This is a genomic window from [Clostridium] celerecrescens 18A (assembly GCF_002797975.1).
In the GTDB taxonomy this organism is placed as follows: domain Bacteria; phylum Bacillota; class Clostridia; order Lachnospirales; family Lachnospiraceae; genus Lacrimispora; species Lacrimispora celerecrescens.
This window is the reverse complement of record NZ_PGET01000001.1, coordinates 4,388,218-4,408,176: the sequence shown is the minus strand read 5'-3', so window position 1 is coordinate 4,408,176 and position 19,959 is coordinate 4,388,218. Positions and strand designations below refer to the sequence as shown.

The following is a 19,959-nucleotide window of genomic DNA, read 5'->3' as shown; positions in this document are numbered from 1 at the left end:
AAAATAACGGAGCTGGGTTTATCAATAACCCAGCTCCTCATAAACAGAAAACTGAAATGATTATTCCGGGATTCCCTTTTAATACCCCAATTCCTCATTTACGATAATTACCTTGATCCGTTCCTTCACAAATTGTCCTGCAATCAAAACAAAATCATTGCAGATCCTTTCCTTGTGTCTGCAGTCAATACAGCGGTCAAGAGCCGTACAGGGAGTTGCCTTATTAAGCCGCTTTGCATCCAGGGGAGCCGCAATCTGCCTGGCTCTTTTCACTGCCGCCTGGGCATTTTCTGTTATTTTATTCGTCCCCACAACAACAATAACCTGCTTGGGTCCATACAGCATGGGGGCGACCCGGCTCCCATTGCCGTCAATGTTAAAAATCTTTCCGTCCATGGTGACGGCATTGGCTCCGGTAACAAACGTATCAGCAGAAAAGTTTTTTAGGTATATCTCACGTTTTTCTTCCCGGGTAAGGGCCGGATCAAATTTATCCAGAAAGTTAATCTCACGTTTTCTCAGATCATCAAATACTCCCGTCTGCTCAAGGGTAACCGAATCCCCGCAGCCTACGGTGGTTCCATCTGCTATAAACGTCCTCAAAAGACTCAGAAGCTCCTTTTTATCCCTGACATGGAAACCTGCCATGTTATTCTGATGAAGGCTTTTTATCAATGACGGAATGTCCCCCCCTTTTTGGGGCAAAGAAAGACTCATAAATTTTCCCTCCAAAGTTATAAATAAGAATTCCTGACAAAATGATGGTCCCGCCGGTCAGGGTCGCCTTGTCCGGGACCTCATTTGCCATAAGAAAACCAAAGATGCTCGTTAAAAAAGGGGTCACAAACATATAATTGCTGACCTGTGACATTTGCTTTGCCTTTGCAAACGCTTTTGACCAGGATACATAGGCGATAGCGCTGGAGCCTATGCCCAGAGTCACAACATAGAATATCTGAATTCCGGGAGCGTATAGCACCTCATTGACAGATGTCGGAAGAAATACGGCAAGAAACAGGGTTCCAAAGAAAATACTGAAGGCACTGGACTGAAGCGCCGGATAAGTTTTCGTCAGTTTTCTCTGCAAAAGGTTGTAAATGCTGACCAGAAAAGCCGCCAGGAACAGCCAGAACAGGCCTGGGTTAATAGAAAATATCCCATTCATCAGGGTCAGGACCAATACGCCGATGAACTGGATCCCAATGGCAGCCCACTGGAAGCCCAGCAGCCTTTCCCCGTAAATGAAACGGGCAAGAAGCGCGGTTATGACCGGAACTGTGGCAATCACAACGCTGCCAGTGGAAGCCGTTACCATTCCCTGCCCTTTGTTAAAAGCAATCATGTAAAGGAAAAAACCGGCTGCTCCGGAAGCCATGAACCATAAAACATCTCTCTTACCTGGCAGCTTCATCCTTGTAAAGAAAGCTACTGTGGCCAGGGCCAGAGACGCCACCGCGTACCGAAGAAATCCAAGGGAAAACGGGGAGAAGTACCCAAGCGCCAGCTTTGTGAACACATAGGCCAGTGACCAGAAAATAATGGTTGTGGCCGCATAAGGGTGAAAGCTATCTTTCCATTTCATATATGTACCTGCCTTTTCGCCGTTTGTTACGGTTGTCTACCTGCTACCCTATAATTTACCACGGAAATGTTGTAAAGAAAAGAAACAATCCTTTATGCTGCGCTTTCATTCCCAGAGTCTTACAGCAACAGAGAAAACGGAAACACCAGAACCAGCGCCGGAAGAATGTTAAGCACCCTGGTCTTCTTAATATTGGAAATCTTAAGCCCCACGGCAAGGGTGATGATCCCGCCGCAGGCCTTGAAATTTGCCAGCATGATATCTGTCACCAGGGGCAGGATAAAGGAGGCCCCGTAAAACAGTAAGGTCCCTATCATAAGCTGGGGAACCGCAATAAATCCCACCAGATACCCGGCGGTTGTGCCGAAGATCATGGCCGTAAAGAAATCCATGACAGACTTTGCATAAAGAATGGAATGATCCCCTGTCATACCGGAATTCATGGCTCCAAATATTCCCGTCCCGCTGAAACAGAACAGAATAATCAGGCTGATGAGAACATCAAGCTGATCCTCGTTTAACTGGACCGGAAGTCTGGCCTCCAGCCTCCGAAGTCCGGTCAGCAGACGGTCTTCCAGGCTCAGGAGTTCACCGATAACCGATCCAATAATCACAGCAAGAACCACCGCTGTCAGGCTTTCCAGCCGGATGATCAGGTAGATCCCCATGGTGATCGCCGACAGCCCGAATATATTGGGAAGAGCTTCGGCTAGTTTTTGCGGAAAATGGTTCTTTAAAAAGGCACCCAGGATCCCTCCCAGAAAAACAACAATGCAATTAATTATGACTCCCTGCGGCATATCTTTTGTCTCCTTTAACAATTCATTCTGATGGTATCATGTTTCTGTGTATTTTAGAAAACAGTTCCAGAAATTCTTCTCTTTTTTCTTGTGAAATGCCTTCAAAAGTCTCTTCTTCCAGTTTTAGAAAGATTTCATGTACCCTTTGCTCCAGCTTTTGCCCCTTTCCTGTCATAAACACATGAAAGGAACGCCTGTTTCCATTCAGACGTTTTCTTTCAATAAGACCCTTTGCTTCCATCCCGTTCAATACGCTTGTAATGGTCGCGGCTTCAATATAACATGCTGCTGCGATCTCTTTCTGGGTTGCTCCATCATGGTCTCTTAAATAATCCAGAACCTTTGGCTGACCCGTGGTCAATTCCGTATCCTTCAGGACTTCCATGAGCCTCCTCTGATAAATCGCCTGATTTGCCATCAGCAGATAGTGAAATGTCATGATTCGTCATCCTTTGAATAGTTAGATTTCTAATTATTATATTTCTAATCTTTTTTATTGTCAATCTGATTTCATCAAATCAAATTCCGAGAACAATAATACCAGGAAAAACGTGTTTTCCTGGTATTGCCAATATAAAGCCTTATTTCATTTTACTGCCCACTGACTCAAATTCCTGATAAATCTCTTTGGAAGGCTGAGATGTTACCAGTGATACGATGATTATAGCCGCACATGCAGTGGTAAAGGCCGGAAGCAGCTCATAGATATTCCATATGCTGCCCAATGGACGTACTGCATATTTCCAGATAAACACCATAACACCTCCTGACACCATACCGGCTATGGCACCCCATAAATTGCTCCGCTTCCAGAACAGGGCAAAAAGCATCACCGGCCCAAAGGAGGCACCAAATCCCGCCCATGCAAAGGATACTATGGTGAACACCGAGTTGTCAGGATCCCAGGCCAGGATCATACCCACCAGTGCGACTCCAATAACCGTAAGCCTTGCTACCATCATAGATGCTTTTGTGCTCATCTTAATCTTTAAAAAGTCCTGCATAAGATTCTGGGATACACCGGAAGCAGCAGTCAGAAGCTGGGAATCTGCGGTTGACATGGTACATGCCAGGATTCCCGCCAGAACCACACCGGCAACAATGGCTAATAAAAATCCGCTTTTCCCTAAAAGATCTGCCAGCCTGATGATAATGGTTTCTGCCTCAGACCCGGTTGACAGCATGGGAATATGGCCGGCAACTGAAACACTGTATCCGATGATTCCAATGAGAACCGCAACAAACATGGAGATAACCACCCATACAGTAGCAATCCGGCGGGAAGTCCTAAGCTTATCTTCATCATTGATAGCCATAAACCGCAGCAGGATATGGGGCATTCCAAAATAACCAAGTCCCCAGGCCAGGGTGGAGATGATGGAAAGAAACCCATAGGGAGTGGCGCTGCCATTTGACAAGTTGTGAACCTGGACCATGCTTAAATAGCCCTCGAGAGACCGGGCATTATCCATAACATTGTTCCAGCCGCCAGATACCAGTATTCCGAAAAAAACAATGATAACCAGTGCAATGCTCATGACAATGCTTTGGATTAAATCTGTGGTCGACACGGCCATAAATCCGCCCATTACTGTATAGCCCACAATTACGGCCGCACCTGCAATCATGGCTCCATGGTAATCAATCTGAAACAGGCTGTTAAACAGCGTGCCTATTGCCTTGAATCCGGATGCGGTATAAGGAATGAAAAAGATCAGAATAATGACAGCAGAAATGCACATCAAAATGTTTTTCTCATCCCGGTAACGCCTTGAAAAAAAATCCGGAATGGTAATGGAATTGCACACCACCGAATACCGACGAAGGCGTTTTGCGACAAGCAGCCAGTTTAAATAGGTACCCACAGCCAGACCAATGGCAGTCCATCCTGCATCTGCGATTCCGGTTAAATAAGCAACTCCCGGAAGTCCCATAAGCAGCCAGCTGCTCATATCGGAGGCTTCCGCACTCATGGCAGTAACCAGCGGCCCCAGCTTCCTCCCTCCCAGGTAGAACTCATCCGCAGAATCACCGCCCCCCTTTTTGCTGTAATAAAATCCTATGTAGACCATACTGACCAGATAAATGATGATGGATAATAAAATCCCCGCCTGCCCTATGCTCATAACTTCCCTCCTGTTGTCGAAATGTTTAGACAGCTTTTTATGTAAACATAATAAGCCATAATGGGGGTATTATAGCATGGGTGGAAATAGAACGCAACGCAGAACGAAGTATAGACTATATACTAGACGTTTTATATTAAATATATTAATATTCTTTATTTTAAAAGGATTTTATACAATACGGTATCTTATAATAAATCTAAGACAAGTCTTATTTTCAGTCATGATTCCGGTAGAAAACCGCTTAAAAATGAAGGCAGAACACATGCACTGTACTGGCGGAGCGAATATTCTCCGCCGCATAAACACCAGTCATACATGAGGGACCTCTCACACAGGGCATAAAGCTTGACCATTTCACTAACACTGAAACGGGTACCTATCTCCCCCTTTTCCTGTCCCTGTGCAATAATCCTTCGAAGAAGCTTATAATAAGTCCTGTTATGGTCCAGGAGGTGTTTCTCTCCGTTGGTAACAAGCTGGGTAGATAGAAGCCTTGCCAGCAGATCAATGGAAATACTGTTTTCAATCATACCAAACAGCTCGCGGTTGAGGAGCAGCAGCTTTTCCATTGCCGGTAATTCCGGTTCAATGATATTGGTCAGCTCTTCATATTTATCGTCAAACAGGACGCTCAAGGTGCTTAGCAGCGCATCCTTTCCATCAAAATAATGATAAAAAGATCCTTTGGAAGTCTGGGACAGTTCAATGATTTCTTCTACCGTAGTATCCTCATATCCTTGTTCATAGAATAACTTCCAGGCCGCATTCACGATCTTCCCCCTGGTATTCCGAACATTCTTTTTTGCCATGCCCGGCCCTCCTTGCATTCAAGCATTTTGATCTTCGGTTCTTCAGCAAGTATAACACAGGATAGGGGATGCTGTCCATTTTTCTATGACAGCTTAAGGCTCATCTTACTTGAAAAAAGCTTTATCCAGGATCCAGTCAAAAGCCTGCCTTCTGACCTGTAAAATTCCCGATAATTGCTGACTACCCGTAATGCCTAATACTTGGGAAAAGAATAATCTCTCTTGTCCCTACCATCCAAAATATTCCCTTACATTTTTATAACATATTGATTCGATCATCTCTTTTATATATATTTCATCAGAGAAATATTCCCCTCGCTCCACCAGCTCTCCTAAATAACTGCAAAGAACTCTCCTGTAAAGCTCATGACGGGGATAGCTTAAAAAGCTCCTGGAATCTGTCAGCATACCTACTGATAAACTGACCGGATAAAGATTCCCCGCCGCATAGAACTGGCGCTCAATCCCATAGGACTGATCATTAAACCACCATGGAGCACCCAACTGCACCTTTCCCTTTACCTTACCATCGCAAAAACCAGCGGCCAGAATGGCAAAGGACTCCACCTGTGACGCATGAAGCGGATAAAGGATTGTCTTTGGCAGCTCATCCATTTCCGTCAATCGGTTAAGAATCGCACCCACAGACCGGACAGAGGTGGTATCATCCACACAATCAAATCCAGTGGACTGTCCGATTTCTTTCACCTTTTTTTGATTGGCATCCAGGTAGGTCCCGATATGGAGCTGCATAACAAATCCATACTTTTTATAAAGCTTTGCCATCTCAATGACAAATGCAGACTGATACTGGTTTATTTCTTTCGTTGACAGTTCTTTCTGCTGCAGCGCTTTATCAAAAGCCGCTTCCACCTCTTCCATTGTGTAATCACACCATGTAATATCCGCCATACCGTTATCGCTCACTCTGGTCCCAAATTCTGCGAAAAAAGACAGGCGCTGTTCCAGAGCACTCATCATGGAAGAAAAACTTGTTATTTCCTGCTCTGCCGCCTGAGAAAGCTTTCCCATATAGTTCGAGAAGGAGGACCATTCGCAGTAAAATGCCTGATCCGGCCGAAAAGCTGTGAGGATCCTGGTCTTAATGGCCGGATCCCGCTTCATCCGGATATGATAATCCAGAGTATCCACAGGATCTTCCGTTGTGCTGACAATCTCTACCTTTGAACGTTCCATACACCATCTTGGCGTCATATGGCGTCCTTTGATCAATTCCTTTGTTTTCTTATAGATCTCTTCCGCATTATCCGGCCCCAAAGGCTCTTCTATGTCAAAATAACGTTTCAGCTCCAATGCACACCAGATGTAAACAGGATTCCCGATCAGCCTCGGCAGTATCTCTGCAAATTTTAAGTATTTCTCGTAATAACCGGCTCCTCCGGTGATGTAAAATTCATCGATCCCAAAAGTCCTCATGGCTCTCCATTTATAATGGTCGTGGGCAAGCCACATTTCACCCAGGTCTTCAAATTCCTCATTTTCATAAATCTCCCTGGCAACCAGATGGCAATGATAATCAATGATGGGCAGGTGTTTGGCATAGGTATGATAGAAGTAACTTCCTGTCCGATTTGTTAAAAGCAATTCCTCCGAAAATAGATGGTTCACCGTGCTACCCCTTTCTTTGTGTGCCTCATTAGAATCCGATCAGAGCGCCGCCGTCTACAGGAAGGCAGGAGCCTGATATATAACCTGCCGCATCACTGGATAAGAATACAGCAGCCATACCGATATCCAAGGGGTCACCTACTTTATTCATGGGAATCCTTCCAAGAATCTTATTGCGTCTTACTTCATCCTCATCCGTTGCCTTGTGATACATGGGCGTATCGATCCAGCCCGGAGCTATGGCGTTTACCCGGACTCCGTAAGAACCGCCTTCTGCCGCCAGCGTGTGTACCAGACCAAGATAACCTGCCTTGGCTGTCGCATAGCCTGCCACCTGAGGCTGGCCGATAAAACTGGTCATACTGGCCTGAAAGAGGATGCTGCCTTTTTTTTGTTCTTTCATATGAGGGAATAATGCCTTTGTCAGGGCAAATGCGCCTACCAGGTGAACGTTCAGCACGCTCACATAATCCTCTACCGTCATTTCCTCAATAAATTTCTTACAATGGTTTCCTGCATTATTCACCAAAATGGATACAGGCCCATGTTCTGCAATAATACGATCCACCATCTCCTGGGTATGGTCTGTATCCGTGATATTAAAATGATAGAAAACAGCCTTTCCCCCAAATTCTTCCAGTGCTTTCTGTCCCTGTTCCCCGCTTTCAAAGCTTAAGACAACCACCTTCGCTCCGGCGCCCACCATACATCTGGTAATCGCAAGCCCCAGTCCGGTAGAGCCCCCTGTTATAACAGCGGTCTGACCTTTCAGAGAAAAATATTTACCTGTATCAAACATGGCTCATGCCTCCTTGCATTTTTTTACAACTTCTGTGTTCTGGTATTTATAAGGGATGAAATATTCCTTATGCCCCAGTGCCTCACTCTTGCTTTGTTTTCCTGCTGCCACATCTACAACCATTTCGAGCAGTTTTTGTGCCATCTCCTCCAGGGAACATCTGCCTGCCAGAACAGGACCGGCATCAAAATCCATATCCTCCTGCATTGCCGAATAGGTGGCCGAGTTTCCCGTCACCTTGACGCAGGGAGATATGGCTGAACCTACCACGCTTCCCCTTCCTGTAACTAAAAATACCACATGACAGCCACATGCAATTAAATCCATCAGACCTTCATTGTCATTGGGATTCGTGATCCCAAACTGCATCCAGTAGGGATCCGGTGTGGAGTCTAAAAGCCACAACCCCTTATCAGGCGGTACCTTCCCTACTTTTAGGACGCCCTGTATGGGTTTGCTTCCGCTCTTTACAACAGCACCCATGCTCTTTTCCTCAATGGTGGAAAGCCCTCCGGCAAAGTTTCCGGGACTTACAGAATACTGTCTTACGGATTTGCAGTATTCCAGAGCCTTATCATAAGTGTCAGAGATCTCCTCCGCAGCCTTTTTATCTGCCGCACGTTCCAGTAAAAGCTCTTTTAAACCTATGGCTTCCACGATTTCCTCAAAAACAGCGGTTCCTCCTGCTTCAATAAGGCGGTCATTGAAACGTCCTACCACTACATTACCAGCCAGACCACTGGTATAATCAGAGCCGCCGCATTCCGCGCCTATGATTAAGTCCTTTAAGCCCATGGGAGCCCGTTTGGTCTTCTTTAAGGTCTCCTGCATCCCGCGAACAAGCTGCACCCCTTTTTCAATTGTTTTTCTGGTACCGCCTTCATTCTGAATGAACATCCAGGCGGCTTCCTTTCCCTCTTTTTTTGCAATATCCGCCAGCCATTCCGGCTGAACGTATTCACAGCCTAAGCCTACCGGAAGTACTGCACCTACATTGGGATGACGGATCAAGGAAATCAAAAGGCGCACTGCATATTCATTATCCGTACAACCGGAAAATCCCACCACTTCTGTTTCCGGGTCATTGATCTTATGTACAATTTCCTTAGCTACAAAGGAGGCGCACTCTACCGTATAGATGACCAGGACCTTATTCCGGATTCCCATGGTGCCGTTTTTCCTCACATAACCCTGCCAGCTGCATTCCAGCTTTTCACCTGACATCTGACCCCTCCTATTCATACTTTGTATCCTTAGGTGCACCGGTAAACACATCCAAATGGCTGGACCGCTCGTCATATACACTGTGGATATTATGGAGATGCACCCATTCTCCGGCTTTAATGGCCTGAGTGGCTTTGCCGATCCGAATCCCATATTTTTTTATATCTTCTCCGGCTTCCATATCCTTAAGAGATATTTTGTGCCCTTTGGGCACATCGGTTACTGCGGTTATCTCACCCAAAGAGGTATCGCCCAACAGGCTCACGATTCCCGGAAGGATGCCCTCCAGTGCCGTTGCCACATTATCCGTATCCACGATTTGGAATGCCTTCTGTTCTTTTTCCATAGTGACCTCCGGTTCTATAAAATCCCAAATTTTGCAAAGGCAGCGGTTGCGCTCATGCCGCCTTCTATTGCTTTTCTTACCACCTTTTCCCCTGCCGCTTTTTCCAGCGCTTTTTCAAGGACCTCATCCGCCACATCTTTGGGAATGATCAAAACACCATCCACGTCACCGAACACTAAATCTCCGTCATGAATGGTCACCTGGCCAATTTCGATATCACAGCGGTAATCTACCACCTGGGTCCGGACACTGGAATCCTGGGCATAGCAGCCGTTTGAAAATACCGGCCAGTTCTGTTCCAACACCTGGGGAGTATCCCTGTGCCAGCCGTTTACAACCGCACCCACGGCTTTTCTGGTGCGGGCGGTTGCCGTCAGAAGCTCTCCCCAGTAGGCGCAGCGCTTGCTTCCCCCTGTGGCCAGATAGATATCATTTTCCACAAGCTGATCCAGGGCTTCTGTTAAATAGCCGAAAGGTTTTTTCTGGGGACCGAACACATCGATCATAAGCACGGGCATAGCTTTACCTGCCAGTTTCATATCATCCCTTAAGGGACGGATATCCTGGGGAAGAAACTGATGGTAATATCCCATACCGTCTAGAATATCACCCACTACAGGCGTGTATAATCTTTCTTTCATCAGTGCAAACTTCTCATTCTCATCATTCCATAATTTCATATTCGCCTCTCCTTTATCCGCTTAATATCCAAACGCCAGAGCTCCCCCGTCTACTGCAAAATCCTGGCCCGTAATGTACTCTGAGCTATCTGACACAAGAAATTTTGCCATCTCTCCGATGTCTCTGGGATCACCAAACTGATGGACCGGCATTCTGGATAAGATTTTTAACTTCCGTTCTTCATCCATGACATTCCGGCTCATTTCCGAGGGAAACCAGCCTGGGGCAATGGAATTAACATTGATCCCGTCACCGGCCCATTCAACTGCCAGCCCTCTTGTCATGGAAAGCACAGCTCCCTTGCTGGAACAGTATGGCACTACTTCCGAAAATCCCAGGTGGGCAGCCATGGAGGTAATATTTACGATCCTGCCTTTGTGGATAGATTTGGTTAAATAGGGAAAACACAGACAGGACAGCTTAAATACACTGTTTACATTGACCTGATGGATCCGCTCAAAGTCGGAATCCAAAAAATTTTCCGCACGGCATTTCACGGTAATACCGGCATTGTTGATCAAAAAATCAATTCCATGCTCCATTCCAATCCTATTTACCAGCTCTGAAAGCGCCTCATAATCGCAGACATCAGCTGCCAGATGAATGACACCGGGATGACCTTTCTTTCCCTGGATTTTAGGTTTTCCGCTTCTGCTGACGGCATAAACCAGCGCCCCTGCTTCAGCAAGCACATTCGCTGTTGCAAATCCGATTCCGCTGGATCCGCCTGTTATGATTCCGGTTTTTCCTGTTAAATTCATGCTTCCAATACCTCCGCCCGATGAGAAACGGAAAGCTTCTCTATTAATTCCCAGTCAAGTTCTGCTCCTACACCAGGACCTTCCGGTACTTTGATCACACCCTGTTCATCAATGGGCAGCAGACCTTTCATCGGGAAAGAGAAATCCTCCTCCGGAACAAAGTATTCAAAATATTTGCAGTTTCGGATGGCACAGGAAACATGCAGGTTCACCAGATCCATATAATTCATCGTTGTTGTATGTATCTCGCACTGCATACCAAAGCTTTCCGCCAGGTGAGCGATCTTCAGTGTCCCGGTAATACCGCACTTCCAGGATACATCAGCTCTGACGATGTCGGCTGCTTTCTGATTGATCACCTGGGCCACGCCCCAATGGCAGCCGCGGGTCGTCTCTGTAGCTGCAACAGGAAGATCAAGAGCAGCACATAAACGGGAATATTTATCCAGTTCAAAATCCCGGAATGGCTCCTCCAGCCACTCATAATTAAGTTTCTCCAAATGCCGCCCCACTTTGATTGCCTCTTCCAGAGTATACTCTGCCACCGGATCACTCATGAGCTTCATATCAGGCCCTACGGCATTTCGAATGTTCTCATGAATTTTCATATCCAGTTCATAAGGTCCCGATGGATGAGCCTTATAGCAGTTGATCCCTTTGGACTGGTAGTACAGTGCTTCCCTCACATATTCCTCCGGATCCTCATGGAACAGGCCGCTGGCATAAACGGGAAGCTGGGTTCTGTATGCTCCGATATATTTGTACAACGGCAATCCGGCAGCCTTTGCGCAAATATCCCAAAGGGCCACATCCACGGGCCCCGGAAGGTAGACCGGAAAAAAGGTGAGGTGACGGTCTATGTTCCACAGCTCATGCCATATCTTTTCCCTGTCATAAGGGGATCGTCCTAATACAACCGGTGCAATATTATCATGGAGATAGCTTTCCGTAACCTGGCCGGAACGGGCCGCAAGGGCTGTTGCTATCCCCTCTGTTCCGGTGTCCGTGGTCAGCTTTAGCACGACCACGTCCCAATCCATATTGCTTTTGCCTTTTCTCTTCTGATCAAACAGGCATTTATCCCGTTTGAGCCACCACGTTTCAAATTTTATGATTTTCATAAGCTGTCCTTATCCTTTCACTGCTCCTGCCATAATACCTTTGATGAAATATTTCTGCATGGACAGAAATATGATCAGGACAGGAATTAATGACAGAATGATCGTAGCCGTTAATGTACCGTACTGCCAGGAAGCGGCCTCATCCCTTAAAAATGTAATTCCAACAGCCAGAGTCTGGGATCTTGCTGTTGTGCACAGAGTCCTTGCATATGTAAACTCGCCCCACACAGTAATAAATGTCATGATAATCACGGTGGCAATTCCGGGCTTTACAATCGGCAGCATGACCCTGGAAAAAGTTTGCCAATGGGTCGCGCCGTCAATTCTGGCGGCCTCCATCATCTCATTTGGTACACCATTGAACTGTCCCCGCATGATAAATACGGACATGGGCAGGTTCGTAGCGGTATAGGGAAGAATCAGTCCCAGTCTGGTATCGATTAGATCAAACCGTGACTGCATAATGTAGATGGGGATCAGATAAATTACATATGGAAGAGTGATGATCAGCAATACAAATCCCAGAAAAAAGTCACGTCCCCAATACTGAAACTTGGAAAAGGAATATCCCAGGGTCGAGGCCAGCAATACATTCAGAAAAACACTCCAAAAGGATACGATCACAGAATTTGAAAAATATTTTAAGAAATTCCCCAGCTTCGTGAATATTCCCGTATAATGCCCTATATAAAATTCCTTAGGAAACAGGGTCAGTGCGGCTGAATAAATTTCTTCATCCGGCTTTATTGAAGTAAGAAATGTCCATAAAAACGGAATGATAAAAACAAATGAGGTGATGAATAACAAAACAAATACAGCGATATTACTTACACTCTTCTTTTCGTTCATGCTTTCACCTCTCTTTTCTTTGATCTTTTTCCTTTTACTTCATCCACATCCTTATCCCTGTTTAGATACATGTTAAGGGCTGACAGAAGCAGAATAATAACTCCCATAAAATATGCAATTGCCGAAGCATAACCCATTTCATAGTATTTAAACGCATTCATCCAGGTATATTGGTAAAGCACCAGAGTCGCCGTGCCCGGACCGCCGTTGGTCATAACAAAAGGCTGCTCAAACACCTTTACAGACTGAATGATCGCCCATAATCCGCAGATGACATAGCTTTCCTTTAAATTCGGTAATATGATCAGAAAAATCCTCTGGTACGCATTGGCGCCATCGATCTTAGCTGATTCGATGATATCCCCCGGAATTGCGGCAAGACCTGCAATAAAGAATATCACAAGCATTCCCATGTTTTTCCATAGACTGACTACGACAATGGAGACCATGGCCCATTTCCCTTCTCCCAGCCAGTTATGGGCCAGGAAATCCAGCTTAAACACCTCCCTTAGTACGGTGTTTAAAAGTCCGTACTGGTTATTTAAAATCCACTGGAAGATAATACCGGTGAGTGATAAGGGAACTACCATGGAGAGAAAGATGCAGGTTCTGAAAACACCGGATCCTCTGACTCCCTTGTCTAAAAGCATAGCAATGATCAGAGAAAAAATCATAAGGGAGGGGAAAAATAAAGAAGAAAATACTGCTGTATTCCTAAGGGAATCCATAAAATAAGCATCTGAAAACATCTTTGTAAAATTAGACAGCCCCCAGAAAACCGGATTTTTATCAAATGCAAAATTATATTTTGTGAAACTCAAATAAAATGACCGTATGAGGGGATATCCCATATATATGGCTGCAAACAAAATACCGGGAGCCGCAAACGCATAACCGGGTATCATCTTTTTTAATCTTAAGCCAAAACTTTTTTTATGCCCCATATTTTACTCCTCTACTTATATTTAATCGGAAAGCCGGAACAATGGCTACAAAGGCAATTGACCCGGCTTTCATCCGTTTCTTATTACTTCTTCATTCCTGACTCTAAGTCAATCGTAGTCATAAACTTACTCATATTAGTAGAAAATTCATCTGCTGTAGAGCCTCCGGTCAACATTTTCTGAAGCTCAATCTGCATATTGGTATCCAGCTTTGTGTAATCCTTATACAGAGGCGGAGTCGATGCTTTTTCTGTAAACTCCATAACTTCAGGCCAGTATGGATTCTTTAAGTTCTCATAGTGTGCCTTTATGGGTGACATCTTACCATAAGCGCCCATGGAATCCATCTGGAACTGCGCCTGAAGCAGTTTATCCTTAATAAACTTTATTGCAAGCTCCTGTTTATCGGAAGCCTTTGGAATTACCGCACCATGAATATAGGAAATGGATCCATTGGTATCTGTTCCGGGTATGGGCATGATGCCTACATTATCTGAACCTAAAATCTCACCAGCCTCGATCCAGCGGGAAGCCGGAGCAATATGCATGGCAACATGACCGGCTTTGAAATTCGTCCTGTTGGCCTCTGCGTCCGCAAATACATCAGTGGTGGTATAGCCGTCCTTTACCAGGTTCTGCCATACAGAAAGCATACCCTTCACCGGTACTGCTGTGAAATTCAGTGTCTTTCCATCGGACTCATACAGATTTCCATTGACTCCCATGACACAGGCGTCATAGGCCTTTACTGCCATATTATTACCCCAGTCAATGGCAAGGCCTGTCTGACCGTCTTTTGTCAAATTCTTTGCATATTCATACATGTCATCCCAGGACTTTGCCGGAAGGATCTTCCCGTCTGCATCTACATATCCGGCCTCTTTCATCATCGGAATATTGACAACGCAGCCGAGAACTTCGCCTAACAGGGGAATCATGTACTGCACGCCGTCTGCATTTCCGCTTTCTAAGAAAGAATCTATAAACTTATCTCTGGTAAAATCTCCGTTAAAAAAATTGTCATCTGTGAATTCTACAACGTAATCGTTGGCCGCATAGGGAACTGTCTCTGAGCGGTCACCGCCGAGGGCTAAATCACAGGTCGTTTTTCCCTGGGACCATTCCAACATGCTGGTTGTAACGTCCACGTTATCTACCTGATTGTATACTACCTTGACTCCAGGATTTTCGGCTTCAAACTCTTTTGCAATTCGTTCAAAATCATATTTGCCCATCATCCATGCCTGAACAGTAACCCGCAATGTCTGATCCCCGCTTTCAGGTGATTGCTGTGCCGCCGTGTCTTTTGTAGTCACAGACTCCGTTTTCTTACTGGCAGTGGAAGGCGCCCCACACCCCCACAGCATGGATGCTGCCATAGTAGCTGCCAACATAGCTGAACATAACTTCTTTGATCTCATAAAAAACCTCCTGCATATAGTTTTAAAGAAACGTTTCCCTTGCTTTATGTTCTGATGCTACCACGTTTATACGCAACTGTCAATATTTTTTTAGGAAAACATTTCCCCATTTTGTCTTATTCACACAAAAAGCAGCTCTTTAAGCTGCTTTTTGTGTGTAATAAATTCCAAAATCATCCCTTAGATCAAAATACCTGTCAGCACTTTTCATATTTCAGACAGGATTTAACATATTACCGGCGCTGGTGAAACGTTACCCTTTTATGTACTTTTCCAATTTTTTCTGCAGCTACTCATAGGATCGTTATACTTCATCCAGATACTGATGCAGAAAGTTAAATCCCCAGCCCACGCCTTCCCTCGGCCTGGCGTAGCCATTGTCGATGACCATCTTATTGTCTATGATCCCGTCGATCCAGTCAAAGGATTCCGCACCGTAAGGATTTCTTACAGATGCCAGAAGAGGTACGTCGTAATCCTTGTAGTAATGTGGCAGCACCGGAATATGAAATGCGTTTGCCAGTGCTGCCGATCGGGTCCACTCCTCTACACCTCCCAGTCTGATGATGTCCGGCTGCCATAAATCCAGAGCCCTTCTCATGATCAGTTCCCGCAGGGCAACCGTATTGTATTCCCGCTCTCCCATTGCCAGGGAAACCCTGGTTTTTGTACGGATTGCGGCATACCCTTCAAAGTCTGTATTAACAACAGGTTCCTCAAACCAGTGGATGTTCAGATTCTCTACCGAATTTGCCAGTTTTACTGCCGATGGAACATCCATTCCCTGATTGGCATCCATCATGATCTTTAAGTCATCGCCCACTGCTTCTCTTACCTTTGTCAGACGCTCCAAATCCTGGTTCATTTCCGGAGATCCGACTTTAATCTTCACCGCCTGGAAGCCTCTCCTTTTGTAATCAACCACTTCTTCCACCAGTTCCTTCTCCGAATAAGAGATCCAGCCACCGCTGCCGTATACCGGAATCTTTCTTGTATGGCAGCCAAACAGCTTCCAGATAGGCTGCTTTAAAGTCCTGGCATAAGCATCCCAAAGGGCGATATTCAGCGCGGCCAGAGCCCACCGCTGCAGTCCCGTGATACCAAAATACTCTGATTCCGTTTCATAATCGTTCTGAATATCCTGCGTTTGAAAAATGCTGTAATCCCTGCTCTCAATAAACGTTTTAATATCCTTCAGTGCACCTTCGATCCCATTGGGTGAGTAATGAAACGACAACAAATATCCCTGACCGGTTACCCCGTCCGTACTTTCTATCTCCACCACATAAAATGCAATTTCTGATATATCATGGGTTGCATCTGCAATGGGTTTTGAGATTTCCGATAAGGCTTTATAAATCCTCATCTCCCTGATTTTCATGTCGCTTTCCTCCTTATTGTTTCTGATATATTTATATTCAACTTTATCATTGTCTGATATATCTGTCAACGATATATATTCATATAATATTAAAACTGATTGAATTTAATTCTAAGCTGATATATAATAACTCTGTCAGCACGGTTTAACCGTGATATATCTAAAAATACAAACTTAAGGAGGCAATCATGATTTTCAAAGATGCATCCCCTCATCGTACCCTGTCTCAGACCCAACTGGCTTACAATTATCTTTTAGATAAAATCCTTTCCTGCCAGTATCTTCCCGGACAGGATATTTCCGAAAAAATGCTGAATGAGGAACTGTCTTTCGGAAGAACCCCCATTCGAGAAGCGCTTGTGGCTTTAAAAAGCCAGAATCTGATTATGATATACCCCAGAAAGGGTATGCAGGTCCGCTCCTTTACCCAGGAATATATTAATGAGATATATCAGATTCGGAAAATTGTGGAACCTGCCATTATCACACAGTTCAAAGGAACTTATTCCAAAAACACAATTTTAGAGCTCCAGAACCAGATGCAAAACAGCTCACAATTAAATGACATGGAGTTTTATAAAAAAGACATTCAATTTCATATGTACTTCATCGAAAGAACGAAGAATGAATCACTCATTGCTTTTTATGAGAATATTATGATCGAGACCTACCGCCTGGCCGTATTTGCTGCAATCCATCACTGCTCCTGCCGTGAAGATAACCTTCCCCAGCATCAACAGATCATTGAAGCATTGATGACAGAAAACGACGAGCAGATTGCCATGGCGGTAAACAGGCACATCAATCACTCGCTCATCACATTGTCAAAAGCCCTTGAGGGCATACCGGGCGAGACATTTCAGGAACGGAATACTGAAAACTCTTAACAGAAAAAGAAGATGGCTTCCAGGCGCCCCCGGATAACCATCTTCCATTTATTTCTATAATCTTAAATACTGCATATCCTCTATATTCTTCCAATAATAATTCACATTGCTTTTAAAAATAAGGACGATTTCCACCTTTCGAACCCTGTCTTTTGGTTCCATATCCTTAAGCAGATACTCGCAGAGCATCTTCATTGCCAAGTACGCCTGTTTATAGGGATCCTTAAAAACCAGATTCGTGAACGTACCGTCTTTTAAAGCCGCCACATTTTCATCAAACACATCATTTGCAATTACCGGAAGCTTTCCTGCCAAGCCGCTGGATTTAAGAGCCTTGTATAAAACTGCACTTCCTCTGGCGAATACGCAGCATACCGCATCCGGTGGATTCTTTGTCAGGGTCTGCATAATACTTTCGTCCAGCCTGTCCGATTCGTAATAGCCAAACAAATCCTCTATGGCATATTCCACCCGGGTCTGCCTGATATACTCGTGAAATCCCTTTGCAACCAGATAGTGAGAATCCTTATACTGATCTCCTGCCATCAGAAGAATGCGGCTTTTTTCTTTCAGAATATTGCATATCTGCTCTGCCATAATCTGACCTGCCGCATAATAATCTCCGACTACGGTACCCAGCCTGCCGCATTCATCGTTATCGCCTGTAACGAACACAACACATACGCCCTTATCAGTGAATTGCCTGATCACATGAATTCCTGCCTCATCTCTGGGAGGTGCGGTCAGCAGACCATCCAGCTTGTCGCTGCCCTCACACTCTTTTTCCAGCTGTCTGAGTGTTTCCATAAGATTTCCTTTTTTATATGGAATCTCAAGAACCTGAATATTCAAGTCCCCCCACTCCGCCATATACTTCCTATAACCCTGCCAGATATAACTGTAAAAATACTTGCTGTCCTCATCCAGTTCGGGAAGGCAAACTGCGATTTTAATATTTTTCCGCTTAAGAAAAGAAGCCATGGCATTTAATTTATATCCATTGGCATCAGCGTAATCCATTATTTTTTTCCTGGTAGCCTCACTGACTCCCGGCTTCCCGGCAATTGCCTTATGTATCGTGTTAAGCGATACCCCAAAGTGCCTGGCCATGTCCTTCATCGTAATCTGTGACTTCATTGATTCACCCCGCGTTTCTACAGTCTATAACCTGCAACCTGATATATTATATATTAAACAATCTATCCATAATTTTCAATCACATTTTCCATAATACTTCTCCGGATCTGCTCTGTTTTTGTTTTGGGTACAAAAAACAAAGCTGTCCGTTATCAAACGGAACAGCTCAGAATGTAAACAAGGTATCGTCAATCAATGATTGAAGTAATTCAACAGTTTTTTACAGGCATGGACTTTGCATATTTGGGGAAATTCATTACCAAAAACACTCTTTATTCCCGGTTACCTGCGTTCGCCGGCCACCCACTCTTTCTTTATACACCAAAGCCCGGCCTGCATATCTTCAAATACCAGGAGGCCTTCACTTTTGACCTCACGGTCAAACCGAAACAGATTGGTCCAGCTTGCAGCCAGTTCTCCCTTTAACTGGGGGTAAAAAGGAGTTTCATAAACATCCCCTTCATACTTTATTCCGTATTTCTCAAGCTTCTCAAAATATTGATCTTCCTCGTCCTTTGTCCTGCCAACGTATCTTAGGTTCAACACCTTATTCCAGTCGGACATCCGGAAAAATACGGCCTCCTCCACCGGCACCTTAAGCTTCATCACCGTATAACCCGGATGCCAGTCTGTATATTTTTCATTGACAAACGACCATACCGCTGATTCCGCCTGTTCCGGCTTATCTACGATAACGGCCGCCTGGCGGACATACCAACGGTAGGCATTTAAAAAAACACCCTTTACTTCTCTATATTTATCCTCAATGTATTTCATCTTTACATAATGGCAGTGACCGTCTTTTACAGAGTCTGCAATCTCATTTAATTGAACGGTATAAAGCTCTATGAATCCATCTTTACGATCCATTCCTTTTTCACCTCCCAGATGATTCCTACCCTGGCAGGGCTCAGTTGGATTTCCGCATCAAAAAGCCTTTCCCAGCTTTTCCTGATCTTATTTTTCACACTGGGATAAAAGGGGGACATGTATGCCGTGCTATCATCGATGCCATATCGTTTCAATAGTTCCTCATGCTCCCTGGCATCCTCCGGATCCTTTGGAATATACATATAATTCACGATATACCCCCACTTTTCCAGGTCCATGATGAACAGTTTCTCTGCATCCACCAGAATTTCCAGAAGCACATTTCCATCGCTGTTATTTATCTTTGATTCTTCTGTAACAGATACCCATATAGGGTATTTTGCATCCTTTGGTATTTCCATGAACTTAGAGGCGGAATGATACAGCCAGTTGTAAGTATCCAGATATATCCCCGCATGCTCTTCCATCTTATTGACGATATACTCCTTTTTTACAAGATATCTTCCATTTTGATCCAGGTCATTTCGTATATTTTCATGCTGCTTTGTCCACACTTTTATTTTTTCAGTCATAGTTATTCCTCCTTCCGATCAAGTGATCATTAAGAGTACAAGCCGTTTTCTTTCGC

The 19,959-nt window shown here is 44.7% G+C and carries 21 protein-coding genes; 1 reads left to right on the top strand and 20 read right to left on the bottom strand.

The genetic code is table 11. The features are described 5' to 3' along the window. Positions 1 to 78 precede the first annotated feature (78 nt). The 17 genes from H171_RS19960 to H171_RS19880 all read right to left on the bottom strand — a co-directional run bounded on the left by H171_RS19960 (position 79) and on the right by H171_RS19880 (position 16,476). Complete coding sequence (locus H171_RS19960) at positions 79 to 717, bottom strand: lactate utilization protein (RefSeq protein ID WP_100306688.1); 639 nt, start codon at positions 715 to 717, stop codon at positions 79 to 81. After that, complete coding sequence (locus H171_RS19955) at positions 650 to 1,582, bottom strand: DMT family transporter (RefSeq protein WP_100306687.1); 933 nt, start codon at positions 1,580 to 1,582, stop codon at positions 650 to 652. The genes H171_RS19960 and H171_RS19955 overlap by 68 nt, the downstream gene beginning before the upstream one ends. 119 nt (positions 1,583 to 1,701) lie before the next feature. Continuing rightward, positions 1,702 to 2,382 carry a DUF554 domain-containing protein gene (locus H171_RS19950; RefSeq protein ID WP_100306686.1) on the bottom strand — a complete coding sequence of 227 codons (681 nt, stop codon included), beginning with the start codon at positions 2,380 to 2,382 and terminating at the stop codon, positions 1,702 to 1,704. Between the two features lie 22 nt (positions 2,383 to 2,404). Next, complete coding sequence (locus H171_RS19945) at positions 2,405 to 2,821, bottom strand: MarR family winged helix-turn-helix transcriptional regulator (RefSeq protein ID WP_100306685.1); 417 nt, start codon at positions 2,819 to 2,821, stop codon at positions 2,405 to 2,407. A gap of 142 nt (positions 2,822 to 2,963) precedes the next feature. Continuing rightward, positions 2,964 to 4,508, bottom strand: a complete 1,545-nt coding sequence (locus tag H171_RS19940; RefSeq protein ID WP_100306684.1) for a sodium/proline symporter — start codon at positions 4,506 to 4,508, stop codon at positions 2,964 to 2,966. Positions 4,509 to 4,729: 221 nt separating this feature from the next. Next, complete coding sequence (locus H171_RS19935) at positions 4,730 to 5,320, bottom strand: TetR/AcrR family transcriptional regulator (protein ID WP_100306683.1); 591 nt, start codon at positions 5,318 to 5,320, stop codon at positions 4,730 to 4,732. A gap of 228 nt (positions 5,321 to 5,548) precedes the next feature. After that, positions 5,549 to 6,949: a glucuronate isomerase gene (gene uxaC / locus H171_RS19930; RefSeq protein ID WP_100306682.1), complete on the bottom strand. Its 1,401-nt coding sequence runs from the start codon at positions 6,947 to 6,949 to the stop codon at positions 5,549 to 5,551. 28 nt (positions 6,950 to 6,977) lie between these two features. Then, positions 6,978 to 7,748, bottom strand: a complete 771-nt coding sequence (locus H171_RS19925; RefSeq protein WP_100306681.1) for an SDR family NAD(P)-dependent oxidoreductase — start codon at positions 7,746 to 7,748, stop codon at positions 6,978 to 6,980. A gap of 3 nt (positions 7,749 to 7,751) precedes the next feature. Continuing rightward, positions 7,752 to 8,972: a UxaA family hydrolase gene (locus tag H171_RS19920; protein WP_100306680.1), complete on the bottom strand. Its 1,221-nt coding sequence runs from the start codon at positions 8,970 to 8,972 to the stop codon at positions 7,752 to 7,754. Positions 8,973 to 8,982: 10 nt separating this feature from the next. Further along, the gene (locus H171_RS19915) at positions 8,983 to 9,318 is read right to left on the bottom strand and encodes a UxaA family hydrolase (protein WP_100306679.1); all 336 of its coding nucleotides are present in this window, start codon (positions 9,316 to 9,318) and stop codon (positions 8,983 to 8,985) included. Between the two features lie 14 nt (positions 9,319 to 9,332). After that, the gene (locus H171_RS19910) at positions 9,333 to 9,998 is read right to left on the bottom strand and encodes an RraA family protein (RefSeq protein WP_100306678.1); all 666 of its coding nucleotides are present in this window, start codon (positions 9,996 to 9,998) and stop codon (positions 9,333 to 9,335) included. Positions 9,999 to 10,019: 21 nt separating this feature from the next. Beyond that, entirely contained in the window at positions 10,020 to 10,760 is a 741-nt protein-coding gene (locus H171_RS19905) for an SDR family NAD(P)-dependent oxidoreductase (protein ID WP_100306677.1), read from the bottom strand. Beyond that, the gene (locus tag H171_RS19900) at positions 10,757 to 11,881 is read right to left on the bottom strand and encodes an enolase C-terminal domain-like protein (RefSeq protein WP_100306676.1); all 1,125 of its coding nucleotides are present in this window, start codon (positions 11,879 to 11,881) and stop codon (positions 10,757 to 10,759) included. The genes H171_RS19905 and H171_RS19900 overlap by 4 nt, the downstream gene beginning before the upstream one ends. A 9-nt stretch (positions 11,882 to 11,890) precedes the next feature. Further along, positions 11,891 to 12,730: a carbohydrate ABC transporter permease gene (locus H171_RS19895; protein WP_100306675.1), complete on the bottom strand. Its 840-nt coding sequence runs from the start codon at positions 12,728 to 12,730 to the stop codon at positions 11,891 to 11,893. Then, positions 12,727 to 13,674 (bottom strand): carbohydrate ABC transporter permease, encoded by a 948-nt coding sequence (locus H171_RS19890; protein ID WP_100306674.1) that lies wholly within the window; start codon positions 13,672 to 13,674, stop codon positions 12,727 to 12,729. The genes H171_RS19895 and H171_RS19890 overlap by 4 nt, the downstream gene beginning before the upstream one ends. 83 nt (positions 13,675 to 13,757) lie before the next feature. Beyond that, positions 13,758 to 15,095: an ABC transporter substrate-binding protein gene (locus H171_RS19885; protein ID WP_100306673.1), complete on the bottom strand. Its 1,338-nt coding sequence runs from the start codon at positions 15,093 to 15,095 to the stop codon at positions 13,758 to 13,760. 304 nt (positions 15,096 to 15,399) lie between these two features. Next, positions 15,400 to 16,476, bottom strand: coding sequence for a mandelate racemase/muconate lactonizing enzyme family protein (locus H171_RS19880; RefSeq protein WP_100306672.1), 1,077 nt, complete (start codon positions 16,474 to 16,476; stop codon positions 15,400 to 15,402). 188 nt (positions 16,477 to 16,664) lie between these two features. On the opposite strand from H171_RS19880, the gene H171_RS19875 reads away from it, so the two are divergent. After that, the gene (locus H171_RS19875; RefSeq protein ID WP_100306671.1) at positions 16,665 to 17,363 is read left to right on the top strand and encodes a GntR family transcriptional regulator; all 699 of its coding nucleotides are present in this window, start codon (positions 16,665 to 16,667) and stop codon (positions 17,361 to 17,363) included. 54 nt (positions 17,364 to 17,417) lie between these two features. Here the strand turns inward: H171_RS19875 and H171_RS19870 are convergent, their stop codons facing one another. The 3 genes from H171_RS19870 to H171_RS19860 all read right to left on the bottom strand — a co-directional run bounded on the left by H171_RS19870 (position 17,418) and on the right by H171_RS19860 (position 19,903). Further along, positions 17,418 to 18,500: a substrate-binding domain-containing protein gene (locus H171_RS19870; protein WP_100306670.1), complete on the bottom strand. Its 1,083-nt coding sequence runs from the start codon at positions 18,498 to 18,500 to the stop codon at positions 17,418 to 17,420. A gap of 282 nt (positions 18,501 to 18,782) precedes the next feature. Continuing rightward, positions 18,783 to 19,370, bottom strand: coding sequence for a DUF3841 domain-containing protein (locus tag H171_RS19865; protein ID WP_100306669.1), 588 nt, complete (start codon positions 19,368 to 19,370; stop codon positions 18,783 to 18,785). Continuing rightward, positions 19,346 to 19,903 (bottom strand): DUF3841 domain-containing protein, encoded by a 558-nt coding sequence (locus H171_RS19860; RefSeq protein WP_100306668.1) that lies wholly within the window; start codon positions 19,901 to 19,903, stop codon positions 19,346 to 19,348. The genes H171_RS19865 and H171_RS19860 overlap by 25 nt, the downstream gene beginning before the upstream one ends. Positions 19,904 to 19,959 lie beyond the last annotated feature (56 nt).